This window comes from Butyrivibrio sp. X503, from assembly GCF_003625475.1.
Taxonomy (GTDB): domain Bacteria; phylum Bacillota; class Clostridia; order Lachnospirales; family Lachnospiraceae; genus Butyrivibrio.
This window is the reverse complement of the sequence record NZ_RAIQ01000005.1, coordinates 57,680-72,758: the sequence shown is the minus strand read 5'-3', so window position 1 is coordinate 72,758 and position 15,079 is coordinate 57,680. Positions and strand designations below refer to the sequence as shown.

Sequence of the window (15,079 nt, the reverse complement as noted above, 5' to 3'; positions counted from 1 at the left end):
GAAAAGACACTGGCGGAATGCTCCCCGGAAAATGGAAAAAAGCAGCAATGGAAAAGATATGATTAAAGCAAAAAAGAAGCAGCCTTCTTGGCTGCTTCTTTTTTACATATGTCTTATTCAAGTTTGAATTTTCCGACTTCGGTCCGGAGCTTTCCGGAAAGTTCGCTGCTGGCGGATGCATCCTCATCGATCTTGAGCATGTTCTCGCTCATCTCAACGGATTTCTCCGCAGTACTCTGCACATGCTTGGTCGCATCTTCCACAGCGCTGTTTATTGAGCCCGTAGATTCCTGGATGAGATTGACATTACTCTGAATCTGCTCGGAAGCTTCTGCGAAGCGTTCCATCATCTCATCGATTCGCTCAGCGGAATTCAGATAATCATCACTTATCTTAACGAGCTTATCAAAGCCATCTATAGTAGTCTCTTTTACAAAATCCAAAAGATCCTGTGCTTCCGTAGCAAGTTCATTAACCGCAGTTACAACTTCGGATGAAACAGTCTGAATCTCACTTGCTGCCTTCTGCGAGTTACTTGCAAGTTCTCCGATTTCCGCGGCAACAACCGCAAAGCCTCTTCCCGCGTCTCCCGCTCTTGCCGCTTCTATTGAAGCATTCAGTGCAAGAAGATTGGTCTGGTTTGATATCGCAATAATATTTCCCGTAAGATCATCAATTCTGCTTACAGCCTTAGACCGCTCAATCTTATCGGAAACAGACTCTGCCATATCCGAAACTTTTTCTTCGGCGCTGCTTCGCTCAGCTTCAGCTCTTTTGCCCGTCTCAGAAGCGGAGTTCTTAACTTCTTTGGAGAAGTCACGACCGCCTTCTATTTCTGAAACAATGTCCTTAAACGAATCCGTAATTTCATTCATATGCTCGGCCATCTCATTGAGCGAACTCGACGTATTCTGCATAACAGAGCTCATATCCGTGATCGTCGCAGATATCGCCTCGGAATTACTTCGTACATCCTTAACGTTTTCCGCGATATGACCCGATGCCTTACTAAGCCTGTCGGAATCCGCATTTATGGAAAGAAGCATCTCGCGGATAAAAGAAATAAGCTTGTTGATATTTCCTCCGATAACCTCAAATTCATCGCCGGAATCAAGCTCAATATTTTTGGTAAGATCGCCGTCTCCTTTTGTAAGCTCGACAATCTTGTCATTGAGCAGTATAAACTTTTTACTGAGTGCTTTGCTGAGGATGATCAGAATAATACATCCCACGATCAGTACGATAAGACAGGTAATAACAATATCGTTTACCAGCGCACCCGTCTGTTCTTTAACCCAATCCATGCTTACATCGGCGCCCACCGCACCGACAACCTTGCCATCAACATAGATGGGGCTGTAAGACGTGATGTGCGTACCCCACTCGTCTGTATAAGGCTCATTACTGGAAACGACCTGTCCTTGCAGTGCCGAAATAACCTCTTCGTCAGTAAACTTGTCTCCGATATAGGACATATCCTCTATCTGCGCATCAATAGCGTACTCAAGGGATTTATCGGCGGCATATCTCACAGTATAAAGATACTCGACACCGGACGCATCCAGGACGTCAGTAAGCATATTGCTGACCTTAAGATAATCTTCCGTCTCCTCTTCTCCCGGCTGAACAGAGGCTACTATAGCTCCGTCTATAAGCGCGGCCGTTGATGAGGAAATAGCCTCAGTATTCTTCCTTATCTCGAGGTTCAATATGTCACTCGCCTTGTTATAAATAACTATTCCCAAAATGACATCTGCCACAAGAAAAAGTGCAATCACTCCCATAATTACTTTACTGGTAATACCGATCTTACGTACTTTCATGCGTGACTCCTCTCTGTGAAGCCAAAAACAAAAACAGGATCCTATACTAAAATGATAACGCACAATCGATATTGAGTGGATAAAATATCTATAAAATCGTATATCTCAAAAAGTTACGTGTTTTTGCTATTTTTTTACAATTAATGTATTGCAATGCTATTTCGGAAGTGATATAGTGTACTAGTACTGGTAGTACACTATGTAATACACGCTTGTTTTTTTAGGAAGAGGCATTGTTTTGAAATCAAAAGAATTAGATAGCATTTATTACAATAATAGTTCAAATATGAAAAGAGCCAGCGGCGCGGGCAGTAGTTCAAGGGGAAGCGAAGCGCGCAGGCACAGTAGCGACAGGCCCGGCGGTCGCAGAGCGGAAATATACAATTACGGTAACGACGTAGAGGATGATCGCAAAGCGCACGCACGCAGGTCTTCTTCACGTTCGATGTATACGGGTAGATACGATGACATCAAAGATGACGTTCATATGATAAATCTTAAAAGCGACGTTCGCAGACATGATGATTCAAGAACCTCAGCTCGCAGATATGAATCTCAAAGATATGAAGCTCGAAGATATGACGACTACAGACCGGCTTCTCGCAGGACTACTGCTAACAGATCTGCTGCACGCAGACCCGAACCACGCAGACCCGAACCTCGCAGATACGACAATAACCGACCGACAGCAAGAAAATATAACGATAACAGAACTTACGCCGGAAGGTCTAAGTCACGCGATTTTGATGAATTTGATATCAGACCCGGAAAGCGCAGAAAGAATAAGCTTTTCGGCAGCTTTTTCCTCCTTATATTCGAGCTTCTTGCACTGGCAGGTCTTCTCTTTATTATAGTAAAGAACCTTCCTATATCCGGTGGTCTTGATACCTCCGATATAACGGAGACCTCACAGTCTTCCGATAAGAAAAATACAAACGGCAAGGAAGATATAGATGTTCCTTCTTGGGTCAAGGTTGATCTGATAGACAGTGTAGACCAAGGAAATCCATCAAGAACATTATTACCTTTGGATGGCGTTGAGGATATAGTAATCCACTATACCGCCAACCCCGGAACAAGCGCCGCACAGAACAGAAGCTATTTCAACGATCCGAGTTCGGATTCCTGTTCTCATTTCATAGTCGGAATAGAAGGAGAAGCAATTCTGTGTGTACCGCTTAATGAAAGATCGGCAGCCACCAATCACAGAAATAACGACACTATATCCATTGAGGTCTGCCATCAGGATGAGACCGGACAGTTTACCGATGCATCATATGATACAGTTATAAAGCTCACCAAATGGCTTATGGATAAATATAATCTCAATACGGATCATGTCATCAGACACTACGATGTTACAGGAAAAGAGTGTCCGAGATATTTTGTACAGCATCCCGATGCATGGGAGCAGCTCAAAGAAGATCTTAAGAAATAACAGCACTTATATAGCACTTACCAATCCTCCAAATTGAAAACGTGCGCCCGGCGCACATAAAGCAAACGCCCGAGTGGTCATATACCACTCGGGCGTTTACAATGTAAAAAAGGCAAATATATTTGATCACAGGTTAGAGTAACCCATCAAATATCTATCAACTTCTCCGGCACAGGCGCGGCCTTCCGCGATCGCCCAGACTACAAGTGACTGTCCTCTGCGCATGTCTCCTGCGGAGAATATCTTGGTGTCATCGATCCTGTAGGTTCCCTCTCCGGTAACCACAGTTCCTCTCTGACTTCTCTTTGCTCCGAAAGCATCAGCGGAATAATCTTCACATCCGATGAAGCCCGCTGCTATAAGGAGCAGGTCACATTTCAATTTCTTTTCTGTTCCGGCTACTTCTGTAAGCTTACCGTCCTTAAATGCAACCTTTACGGTTTCTATCTCTTTAATGGAACCCTTTTTGTCTGTGGTGACACTCTTAACTGTTGTCTCGTAGACTCTTGGGTCCTCTCCGAATACGCTTATTGCTTCCTCATGACCGTAGTCGGTCTTAAGGACCTTCGGCCACTCGGGCCAAGGATTGTTTGCTGCTCTCTCTACGGGAGGCTTGGGCATCATCTCAAGTGCGGTAACGCTCTTTGCGCCGTGTCTTAAAACAGTTCCGATACAGTCGTTACCCGTATCGCCACCACCTACGATGACTACGTGCTTGCCTTCCGCATCGATATATCCGCCGTGTGCTTTTAATGCCTCTACAGATCTGTCCTCAGATTCCAAAAGAGCTTTCGTCGTCCTTGTAAGGAAATCGACAGCGTTATACACTCCTTTGATCTTCTCGGGATCAGCTACGGGAAGAGGTCTTGCCTTCTTTGCTCCGCAGCAAAGTACAACAGCATCATACTCTTTTAACAGCTTCTGAGCTTCTTTTTTATCTACATTAACTCCTGTATGGAATGTTACTCCCTCTTCCTCCATGAGCTTGCGACGTCTCTCGATGACTTTTTTATCAAGCTTCATGTTTGGGATACCGTACATGAGAAGTCCGCCTATGCGATCATCTCTTTCGTACACATCAACAATATGTCCTCTGTGATTGAGCTCATCGGCTGTAGCAAGTCCTGAAGGGCCGCTTCCTACAACGGCTACTCTCTTACCGCTTCTTATAGCGGGGATCATGGGCTTTACATAGCCTTTTTTAAACGCGGTCTCTATAAGATAGAGCTCGTTGTCATGAACGGTAACCGCTTCGCCGTTCTGTCCGCACATGCAAGCTTTCTCACAAAGCGCGGGACAAACCCTTCCCGTGAACTCGGGGAAGTTACTTGTCTTGTGGAGCCTGCTGTATGCATGCTCCTCGTGTCCTGCATATATCTGATCGTTCCACTCGGGGATGAGGTTGTGCAGAGGACATCCCGTTACCATTCCGCCAAGACTTATTGCCGACTGGCAGAACGGAACGCCGCAGTTCATACATCTGGCTGCCTGCTCCGCTCTTTTATCCCTGTCGAGATATGTGTGAAACTCTTTGAAGTTACATAATCTTTCCTTTGGAGGCACATCTCCATTGGTTGTTCTTTTATATTCAAGAAATCCTGTTACTTTACCCATTTTCTGCCTCCTATCACTTATTCGGTACGATCTTTTTAAAGTTAGGAATATATTCATCAAAGTGAGCCAGAATCTCTTTTGCATACTCTGATTCCGTCTCTTTTGCATAGTCCTTGAGGATAGCCTTAAGATCGGCAATATCAGCCTTGTCAGTAAGTTCCGTCAATGAAACCATGTCTTTGTTCATTCTAAGATAAAGAGTGTGCTCCTTATCAAGAACGTAGGCGATTCCGCCGCTCATTCCGGCAGCGAAGTTTTTACCGGTCATTCCGAGAATGACTGCTTTTCCGCCTGTCATATATTCCAATCCGTGATCACCGCAGCCTTCAGCGACAGCAATGGCACCTGAATTTCTTACACAGAAACGCTCACCTGCGATACCGCATACGTATGCCTTACCTGATGTTGCTCCGTAAAGCGCAACGTTACCGATAACAATATTTTCGTGAGCCTTGTATGTGGCATTCTTGGAAGGTGTTACTATAAGCTTTCCGCCTGACAATCCCTTTCCGAAACCGTCGTTGGCATCACCGTAGAGACGAAGTGTAAGTCCGTTTGGAATGAACGCACCAAAGGACTGTCCGCCTCCGCCGTTTGCAACAACAGTAAACGAATCATCGGGAAGGGTATCTGTAAAGTCAGCAGTAACCCTACTTCCAAGGAGTGTACCGAAGCTTCTGTCGGTACTTGATATATCTACTTTTACAGTGGCAGGCTTATTGCCACCTTTCTTGAACTTCTCGTATGCAGGCACAAGAACCTTGGCATCGATAGTCTTTTCAAGCTCAAAGTTATAAACATGCTTGGGGTTGAAATGGCTGTCTTTTCTCTTTGCATATGAAGAATCAATGATCCTTCCGAGATTGACCGCACCCCTGCAACGAAGAGAAGGAACATCTCTCATCTTGAGGCAATCGGTTCTTCCGACCATCTCTTCAACAGTCTTAAAGCCAAGCTCGCTCATGATCTCACGAAGCTCTCTAGCGATGAAATGCATGAAGTTCATAAGGTGCTCGGGCTTTCCTGCAAATCTCTTTCTGAGCTCTTCGTTCTGAGTAGCGATTCCGACAGGACATGTATCCTTGTTGCAGACACGCATCATCATACAACCAAGAGTTACAAGAGGCGCTGTAGCAAAACCGAATTCTTCCGCACCAAGGAGCGCTGCGATAGCAACATCTCTACCTGTCATAAGCTTACCGTCGGTCTCAAGAACAACTCTGCTTCTAAGTCCGCTGTCGAGAAGTGCCTGATGCGCTTCGCTTACGCCGAGCTCCCAAGGAAGTCCCGCATGGTGAACTGATGATGAAGGAGCAGCACCTGTTCCTCCGTCATAGCCGGATACGAGGATAACCTGCGCACCTGCCTTTGCAACACCTGATGCGATAGTTCCGACACCTGCTTCGGAAACGAGCTTAACCGAGATCCTTGCTTTGTCATTGGCATTCTTAAGATCATAGATGAGCTGCGCCAGATCCTCGATCGAATAAATATCGTGGTGAGGCGGAGGTGAGATAAGGGTTACACCCGGAGTTGAAAAACGTGTTCTTGCAACCCAAGGATATACCTTTGCTCCGGGAAGATGTCCACCTTCACCGGGCTTAGCACCCTGCGCCATCTTGATCTGTATTTCCTGTCCGCTTAAAAGATATCTTCCGGTAACACCGAATCTACCTGAAGCTACCTGCTTAACGGCACTGTTCTTTTCTGTTCCGAATCTTTCTATCGCTTCGCCGCCCTCACCGGTATTGGATTTTCCGCCGAGTCTGTTCATGGCGATAGCTATCGTCTCATGAGCTTCCTGAGAGAGTGAGCCGTATGACATAGCTCCCGTCTGGAATCTCTTTACGATCTCGTCTTCACTCTCAACCTCTTCGAGGGGCACTTTTTTACCTGTAGGAACGAAGGACAAAAGAGCTCTCAAAGTATGCATTCTGTTCTCGTCGTCCACCATATGAGAGTATTCCTTGAATCTCTCATAGTCACCCTCTCTTACCGAGCGCTGCAAAGTAACGATGGTCTTGGGAGAATACATGTGATCCTCTTTGTCATCGCCGCTTCTTAGGCTGTGGAAGCCGAGTGAATCAAGACTTGTATCTGCGGGAAGTCCGAGAGGATCGAAGGCTCTGTTGTGCCTGATCTCCACGTCTTCACCGATCTGATCTATACCAACTCCGCCGACTCTGTTTGTTGTGCCGGTGAAGTACTTATTTACAACTTCGTCGGAGAGACCTATAGCCTCGAAAATTCTTGCCGACTGATAGGACTGCAGCGTTGAGATACCCATCTTAGCCGCAATCTTTACAACACCTCCGAGAAGAGCTTTGTTATAATCATCTATCGCTGTGTGGTAATCCTTATCAAGGATTCCGTTATCTATGAGTTCTGCTATGCATTCGTGCGCAAGATAAGGATGGATGGCTCTTGCACCGTAACCAAGCAGACACGCGATCTGATGAACGTCGCGAGGCTCACCGCTCTCAAGGATGAGAGAAACGGCTGTACGTCTCTTTGTTCTTACCAGATGCTGCTCAACAGATGAAACTGCCAAAAGAGAAGGGATCGGCATGTGGTTCTCATCAACTCCACGGTCAGAAAGGATGATGATGTTCGCGCCTTCCGAAACCGCTCTGTCCACTGCAACGTCTAGCTGATCCAAAGCTCTTTCTACAGAAGTGTTTTTATAATATAAGAGTGAGATCTTTTTGGCATGGAAGCCGTCCTGATCCAAGGACTCAATCTTCATTAGGTCTACACCCGTAAGGATAGGGTTGTTGACCTCAAGCACGCGGCAGTTGTCGCTCTTTTCCTGAAGAAGATTACCGTCGGAACCGATGTAAACAGTTGTATCCGTAACCACCTTCTCTCTCAAAGAGTCGATAGGCGGATTGGTAACCTGAGCAAAGAGCTGCTTAAAATAGCAGAACAAGGGCTGGTGGTGCTTGGATATAAATGCGAGCGGGACGTCTGTTCCCATAGAAACAGTAGGCTCAATGCCATTAGTTGCCATGGGCATGATCTGATCCTTGACGTCTTCGTATGAATATCCGAATACTTTATATAATTTGTCACGCATTTCCTGAGTGTGCGTAGGGATTTTCTTATTGGGTATATTGAGCTTGTTAAGGTGCAAAAGAGATCTGTCAAGCCACTCACCGTAAGGGCTTGTCTTTGAATATCTCTCCTTACACTCTTCATCGGAAATGATCCTGCCTTCCTTGGTATTTACAAGGAGCATGTGTCCCGGTGAAAGTCTGGATTTCTTCTCAATATTTTCCTCGGGGATATCAAGCACTCCGACTTCGGATGCAAGTATAAGTCTTCCGTCCTTGGTAACATAATATCTTGAAGGACGAAGTCCGTTTCTGTCGAGAGTTGCACCGAACAGTTCTCCGTCTGTAAAAAGAACTGCAGCGGGGCCATCCCAAGGCTCCATCATTGTTGCATAGTAATGATAGAAATCTTTTCTGTCCTGCTTCATGAAATCATTGTGCTTCCATGGTTCAGGGATTGTGATCATCATTGCAAGAGGAAGCTCCATTCCGTTCATGTAAAGGAATTCGAGCGTATTATCAAGCATCGCGGAATCCGATCCGGACGCTGCGATAACGGGATAAACCTTGCCGAGATCTTTTTCAAGAATGCTTGATGCCATTGTCTCTTCACGGGCAAGCATTCTGTCGCTGTTACCTCTGATGGTGTTGATCTCACCGTTGTGAGCGATCATCCTGTAAGGGTGTGCTCTATGCCATGAAGGCGTTGTGTTGGTTGAGAATCTTGAGTGAACCATAGCGATAGCAGTCTTGTAATCAGGTGAAAGAAGATCCTCATAGAAATTTCTAAGCTGTCCTACAAGGAACATTCCCTTATAAACAATGGTTCTTGATGAGAAAGAGCAGATATAAGTATCGTCTGAACTCTTCTCATACTCTCTTCTTAAGCAATATAATTTTCTGTCAAAGTCGATGCCTTTTTTGACATCCTTGGGTCTTTCGATAAAGCACTGGCTGATATGCGGCATGCATACAAGCGCTGCTTCACCAAGGATCTCGGGATGGATCTCTACATCTCTCCATCCCAGAACCTTAAGATCCTGCTTTTCTGCGATAACTTCAAGCATACGTTTAGCAAACATACGCTTCATGGAGTCCTGCGGAAAAAAGAACATACCGATTCCGTAATCTCCGGCTCCTCCCAGTTTCATTCCAATTTTCTTGGCTTCTTTTGAGAAAAATGAGTGCGATATCTGCACCAATATTCCAACGCCATCGCCAACTTTTCCGGAAGCATCTTTACCGGCTCTGTGCTCAAGCTTCTCTACGATCGAGAGCGCATCGCCAAGTACTTTATTGTCCGGGGTTCCGTCTATATTGATGACTGCACCTATTCCGCAGGCATCATGTTCTTCTTTCCACATCTCCATCCTTATTATCCTTATCCTTTTTCTTAAATCTTATTTCTAGCCGATAACACGAATTGCTCCGCTATTATCTAAGTGAAAATAACATCTGACCGTATGTCGGATAGCTGAGGTACTTATCGGGTACCAGAGCTTCTGCCTTATCCGCGTATTTTCTGACCTCATCCATATCCGTAAGGATCTGCTCTTTGTAGAAGCTTGCCTGCTCCAAAAGATCAGCCTTTTCTTCTGCTGCCTTTGTATCTTCTGTAAGCTTTGCAAGAGCCTGTCCCATCTTCTCGGATGCTTCATCAAGCTCTTTGAGGATTCCGCTCTCAAGCTTTCCGCCTACGCCTTCAAGAACACTCTTCTTCTGAAGGATCTCACTTGTAAGATCTTTTTCATAAGAAATGATTCCTTCTGTAAGATCTTTTCTGACCATCTCTTCCATTGTGAGAGCCTCGATATGAATTGACTTTGAGTAGTTCTCAAGGAGAATGTCATATCTTGATCTGATCTCTTCTTCTGTGAAAATCTTATGCTTTGTGAAGAGACTTATTGACTCGTCCTTGATCCAGTAAGGCATTGCCTCGGGAAGTGACTTGAGGTTAGGAAGGCCTCTCTTTTCAGCCTCAGCAACCCACTCGTCTGAATATCCGTTTCCGTTGAAAAGAACTCTCTTATGTTCTTTAAGTTCTTCCTGAAGAACCTCAAGAACTTTTTCTTTCATCTCAGCTTCGCTGAACTTTGAAAGCTTCTCGTAAAGTCTTGTAAGTATCTCAGCAACTGCTGTATTAAGAACGATGTTTGCGTTTGCTACAGACACTGCAGAACCGGGCATACGGAACTCAAACTTGTTTCCTGTGAATGCGAAAGGTGATGTTCTGTTTCTGTCTGTGTTGTCCTTTGTAAAGTGAGGAAGTACATCCGCACCCATACCCATCTGAACCTTTGCTGCTCCGTGATATGCTGTACCTTCTTCAACACTCTTGATAACCTGTGCAAGCTCATCTCCAACGAAGATAGACACGATTGCCGGAGGTGCCTCGTTTCCGCCGAGTCTGTGATCGTTTCCTGCAGATGCAACAGAGAGACGAAGGATTGGTGCATACTCATCAACTGCTGCGATCACTGCTGTTAAAAATACGAGGAAAGGAATGTTCTCTGCCGGTGTCTTTCCGGGATCGAGAAGGTTCATTCCTGTATCTGTGCATACTGACCAGTTGTTGTGCTTACCTGATCCGTTGATTCCTTCGAAAGGCTTCTCATGAAGGAGGCAAGCATAATTGTGCTTGTCAGCAACCTTCTTCATAACTTCCATTGTGAGCTGGTTATGATCTACGGCTACGTTAGCTGTCTCGAATACGGGAGCAAGCTCGTGCTGTGAAGGAGCAACCTCGTTGTGTTTGGTCTTAGCGGGAATTCCGAGTTTCCAGAGTTCCTCGTCAAGATCGTGCATATATGCCGATACCTTGGGCTTGATAACACCAAAGTAGTGATCTTCCATCTCCTGTCCCTTTGATGCAGGTGCTCCGATAAGAGTTCTTCCTGTGAAGAGAAGGTCTTTTCTCTGCTTATAGAAGTCCTTGTCGATAAGGAAGTATTCCTGCTCGGAACCGATCGTAGTATCTACTCTTGCAACGTCCTTATATCCGAGAAGGTTAAGGACCTTAACTGCTTCTTTTGAAAGAGCATCCATTGATCTTAAAAGAGGAGTCTTTTTATCAAGTGCTTCTCCGCCGTATGAGCAGAATGCTGTAGGAATGTAAAGTGATCCGTCCTTGATAAATGCAGGTGATGAAGGATCCCATGCTGTGTATCCTCTTGCCTCGAATGTTGCTCTGAGTCCTCCTGAAGGGAAGCTTGATGCATCAGGTTCGCCCTTAACAAGCTCTTTTCCCGAGAACTCCATGAGGATCTGTCCGTCGCCTGTAGGTGAAATGAAGCTGTCGTGTTTCTCTGCGGTAAGACCTGTCATAGGCTGGAACCAGTGTGTGAAGTGTGTTGCACCGTTTTCGATAGCCCACTCTTTCATTACTGCTGCGACTGTATTTGCAACGTCGAGCTCAAGGTGTGTTCCTTTTTCTATTGTCTTGTGCACTGCCTTGTAAATGTCCTTAGGCAAGCGCTCTTTCATAATCTTGTCGCTAAATACCAGACTTCCGAATTGTTCTGTAAGTTTTGATGCATCGATCATCTTTTTGTCCTCCATATTCATACTCATTTATTTTGCAGATGCTCCGTAGTTTGAAAGAACTCTTGCGGAAGGATCGTTTACATTGCAACCTTCCCAGTTCTTGTTGGGCATCCAGAAGTCCACAACCATATCTGACTGGCCGGGATAATACTTTTCAAAAATCTCTCTGTACCAAAGCGATTCCTTTGTAAAAGGTGTTGCGTGAGTGTATTTCTTTTTCTTGGTCTCGTAATCTGCGTAGCTGTAAAGGCTGTCCGCACACTCTATAAGATCATCACGAAGTGAATGTCCGACCGCATCGGAGAATGCTGCTTTCTCTCTCATGAGGATCGTCCTCGGTATCAGCTCATCTTTTTCAAACGCATGACGCAAAAGATATTTACCGATGCCGTAGGTGTTCATCTTCTTCTCCGGGTCAATGCTCATTACATACTCTACAAAATCAAGATCTCCGAAAGGAACTCTCGCTTCAAGAGAGTTTACGCTGATACATCTGTCGGCTCTGAGTACGTCGTACATGTGTATCTCGTGAATTCTCTTTTGCGCTTCTTTCTGGAACTCATCCGCGCTTGGTGCAAAGTCTGTATATTTATATCCAAAGAGCTCGTCGGATATCTCTCCTGTAAGGATTACCTTGATATCTGTGTTTTCGTGAATCCATTTGCACAGAAGATACATTCCGATAGAAGCTCGTATTGTCGTAATGTCATATGTTCCGAGAGCTTCTATAACAGGCTCGACCGCCTCAATAACATCTTTTTTGGAAATGATCACTTCTGTGTGTTCGCTTCCTATATAATCCGCAACTTCTCTTGCGTACTTAAGGTCGATCGCGTCTATGTCCATTCCGATCGCGAAGGTTCTTATCTTCTTGCCAAGCATCTTTGCTGCGGCTCCGCAAACAAGTGATGAATCAAGGCCGCCCGATAAAAGAAATCCTATCGGCGCATCGGCTGAAAGTCTCTTTTCTATTCCTTTGAGAAGCTTGTCGTGAATCTTTTTCGCGATCACGTTTACTTCATCAAACTTTACTTCTTTTACCTTAGTCATATCTCTGTAGCAGATGAACTTGCCATCCTCGTAGTAATGTCCGGGAGGGAAAGGCATTATCTTGTCTGCCACACCAACCATGTTCTTGGGTTCCGATGCAAAAATTATGTTTCCTTTTTTGTCGTATCCATAGTAAAGAGGTCTGATTCCTATCGGATCTCTTGCGGCTATGAACTTTTTCTTTTCACCGTCATATATGACGCAGGCAAATTCCGCATCGAGAATATCGAACATCTTGGTTCCGAGTTTCTCATACAAAGGGAGGAGTATCTCGCAATCACTGTCGCTTCTAAAGCTGTATCCGAGGGATACCAGGTACTCTCGCAGTGCTCTGAATCCATATAACTCTCCGTTACAAATTACTGCATTATCATTAAGGTAAAAAGGTTGCATTCCTTCTTCATTTAGTCCCATTATCGAGAGACGATTAAAACCTATATATCCTTTTTCTACCTTTTTGTACCTGGACATATCCGGGCCTCTAAGGCTTGTTCTTTGCAAAAGAGCTTGAAACTCCTGCTCGGATATGTCATCACCTTCGTATGTCAGTATTGCGCACATACTCCATCCTCCTAAATATTTTTAATAAAGAACTTACGCTCTCGCTTCGCTCGACGTAAGACGTTCGCACCGGGCTCGAAAGAACCTCGCCAAGTGCTCACAATTATTCAACGTCTGCAAGAGCTTCAAGATCTTCCTCACCTGTTCTGATCTTTACTACCTTGTCTACGCTGTAAACGAAGATCTTACCGTCGCCGATGTGGCCGGTGTACAATGTCTTCTTAGCTGCCTCTATAACTGCTTCTACAGGAATCTTGCTTACAACAACCTCAACCTTGACCTTGGGAAGAAGTGTTGCATCCATCTCAACTCCACGGTACATGTCGCCGGAACCCTTCTGAACTCCGCAGCCCATTACCTGAGTTACCGTCATGCCGGTTACACCGAGATCGTTCATTGCCTTACGAAGCTTGTCGTAACGAGAGAGCTTTGCGATGATTACTACTTTATGTATAGCGGACTGTGTATGAACAGGACCTGTGACAACGGGAACCGCTGCATCTTTCTGAACCTGTGAAGCATATACATATTCGCTCTGACCAAGATCTGTGTTGTCGTTGACATCCATGTTGAGGGTGTTTGAGACATCCATGATAGCGAATCCTGAATATGCAGAAGCAAGTCCGTGTTCTGTTGAATCAAGTCCGAGGATCTCTTCCTCTTCTGTAACTCTAAGTCCAAGTATCTTCTTAATAGCGAAGAATGTGATTGTAATAGTAACTACTGTCCAAGCTGCTACGGCTAAGAATCCTATAATCTGAAGACCAAGAAGCTTGAAACCGCCGCCGTAGAAAAGACCTACGAGCTCGTTGCCCTGTGCATCAGCGATTGAATAACCGGGCGCTGTGTTTGTTGCGAAAAGACCAACTGCAATTGTTCCCCAGATACCGTTCAAGCAGTGAACCGCAACGGCACCAACGGGATCGTCAACGTGAAGCTTGTAATCAAGGAACCAAACACCGAGGCAAACAAGGAGACCAGCTACGATACCGATCACGATTGCTCCGAAAGCATCTGTTACATCACAGGGAGCTGTGATAGCTACAAGACCTGCAAGTGATGCGTTGAGACACATCGAAACATCGGGCTTACCATATCTGAGCCATGTGAAGATCATACATGTTACAGTTGCAAGTGCAGGTGCGATTGTTGTTGTTACGAATACGGATCCGAGCTGCTCTACTGAAGTACAAGCTGCACCGTTGAATCCGTACCATCCAAGCCAAAGGATAAATACACCGAGTGAAGCTGCCACAAGGTTGTGTCCGGGGAAAGCATTTACCTTGGTAACTTTGCCTTCCTTATTTCTTTCGAACTTACCGATACGGGGTCCTAAGATAGCTGCTCCGATGAGAGCTGAGATACCACCAACCATGTGGATACATGTTGAACCTGCAAAATCATGGAATCCCATCTGTGCGAGGAATCCGCCGCCCCATACCCAATGTGCTTCGATGGGGTAGATCACTGCTGAAATAACTGCCGAGTACACACAATATGATAAGAACTTTGTTCTCTCAGCCATTGATCCTGAAACGATTGTTGCTGTTGTTGCACAGAACACAAGGTTGAATACAAAGTTGGACCAATCAAAATTTGCATAATTTGTGAAGATGTCAAATCCGGGTCTTCCGATGATTCCTACGATATCTTCACCAAGTAATAAACCAAAACCAATTAAGATGAATACTACAGTACCGATACAGAAATCCATAAGGTTTTTCATTATGATATTTCCGGTGTTCTTGGCTCTTGTAAAACCTGCCTCACACATAGCAAATCCGGCCTGCATCCAGAATACCAACGCTGCACCGATCAGAAACCAGACACTGAAGACCTGGCCGTTAACCGCGCTTAAGATTTCTTCGCTCATACTTTCTCCTCCGATCTGTTCACCGAGAAATCTCTTGTTTTCAAGATCTCTCTAATGATAAAAGGACGGTACAACGGGATTGCTGCATATTAACATCAGCATGACACCCCATTGTGCCGTCCTT

Annotated in this window: 7 protein-coding genes; 1 reads left to right on the top strand and 6 read right to left on the bottom strand. The window is 45.2% G+C overall.

The genetic code is table 11. The features are described from left to right. Positions 1-113: 113 nt before the first annotated feature. Complete coding sequence (locus tag D6853_RS10465) at positions 114-1,823, bottom strand: methyl-accepting chemotaxis protein (RefSeq protein WP_120657965.1); 1,710 nt, start codon at positions 1,821-1,823, stop codon at positions 114-116. Between the two features lie 238 nt (positions 1,824-2,061). Here D6853_RS10465 and D6853_RS10460 point away from each other — a divergent pair, with 238 nt between their 5' ends. Beyond that, a complete protein-coding gene (locus D6853_RS10460; RefSeq protein WP_243108336.1) occupies positions 2,062-3,261 on the top strand; it encodes a peptidoglycan recognition protein family protein in 1,200 nt (399 codons plus the stop codon). A gap of 126 nt (positions 3,262-3,387) precedes the next feature. Here the strand turns inward: D6853_RS10460 and D6853_RS10455 are convergent, their stop codons facing one another. The 5 genes from D6853_RS10455 to D6853_RS10435 all read right to left on the bottom strand — a co-directional run bounded on the left by D6853_RS10455 (position 3,388) and on the right by D6853_RS10435 (position 14,955). Next, complete coding sequence (locus D6853_RS10455; RefSeq protein WP_120657964.1) at positions 3,388-4,875, bottom strand: glutamate synthase subunit beta; 1,488 nt, start codon at positions 4,873-4,875, stop codon at positions 3,388-3,390. Positions 4,876-4,888: 13 nt separating this feature from the next. Continuing rightward, positions 4,889-9,298, bottom strand: coding sequence for a glutamate synthase large subunit (gltB, locus tag D6853_RS10450; RefSeq protein ID WP_120657963.1), 4,410 nt, complete (start codon positions 9,296-9,298; stop codon positions 4,889-4,891). 64 nt (positions 9,299-9,362) lie between these two features. Then, entirely contained in the window at positions 9,363-11,498 is a 2,136-nt protein-coding gene (locus tag D6853_RS10445) for a glutamine synthetase III family protein (RefSeq protein WP_243108335.1), read from the bottom strand. After that, positions 11,499-13,082, bottom strand: a complete 1,584-nt coding sequence (gene asnB, locus D6853_RS10440) for an asparagine synthase B (RefSeq protein WP_120657962.1) — start codon at positions 13,080-13,082, stop codon at positions 11,499-11,501. It abuts the gene before it with no gap. A gap of 103 nt (positions 13,083-13,185) precedes the next feature. Further along, entirely contained in the window at positions 13,186-14,955 is a 1,770-nt protein-coding gene (locus tag D6853_RS10435; RefSeq protein ID WP_120657961.1) for an ammonium transporter, read from the bottom strand. Positions 14,956-15,079: the final 124 nt, after the last annotated feature.

What these genes read in the sequence shown, in the direction of transcription:
- D6853_RS10465 (WP_120657965.1), bottom strand. Translation starts at nt 1,823, where the DNA reads ATGAAAGTACGTAAGATCGGTATTACCAGTAAAGTAATTATGGGAGTG.
- D6853_RS10455 (WP_120657964.1), bottom strand. Translation starts at nt 4,875, where the DNA reads ATGGGTAAAGTAACAGGATTTCTTGAATATAAAAGAACAACCAATGGA.
- gltB (WP_120657963.1), bottom strand. Translation starts at nt 9,298, where the DNA reads ATGGAGATGTGGAAAGAAGAACATGATGCCTGCGGAATAGGTGCAGTC.
- D6853_RS10445 (WP_243108335.1), bottom strand. Translation starts at nt 11,498, where the DNA reads ATGAGTATGAATATGGAGGACAAAAAGATGATCGATGCATCAAAACTT.
- asnB (WP_120657962.1), bottom strand. Translation starts at nt 13,082, where the DNA reads ATGTGCGCAATACTGACATACGAAGGTGATGACATATCCGAGCAGGAG.
- D6853_RS10435 (WP_120657961.1), bottom strand. Translation starts at nt 14,955, where the DNA reads ATGAGCGAAGAAATCTTAAGCGCGGTTAACGGCCAGGTCTTCAGTGTC.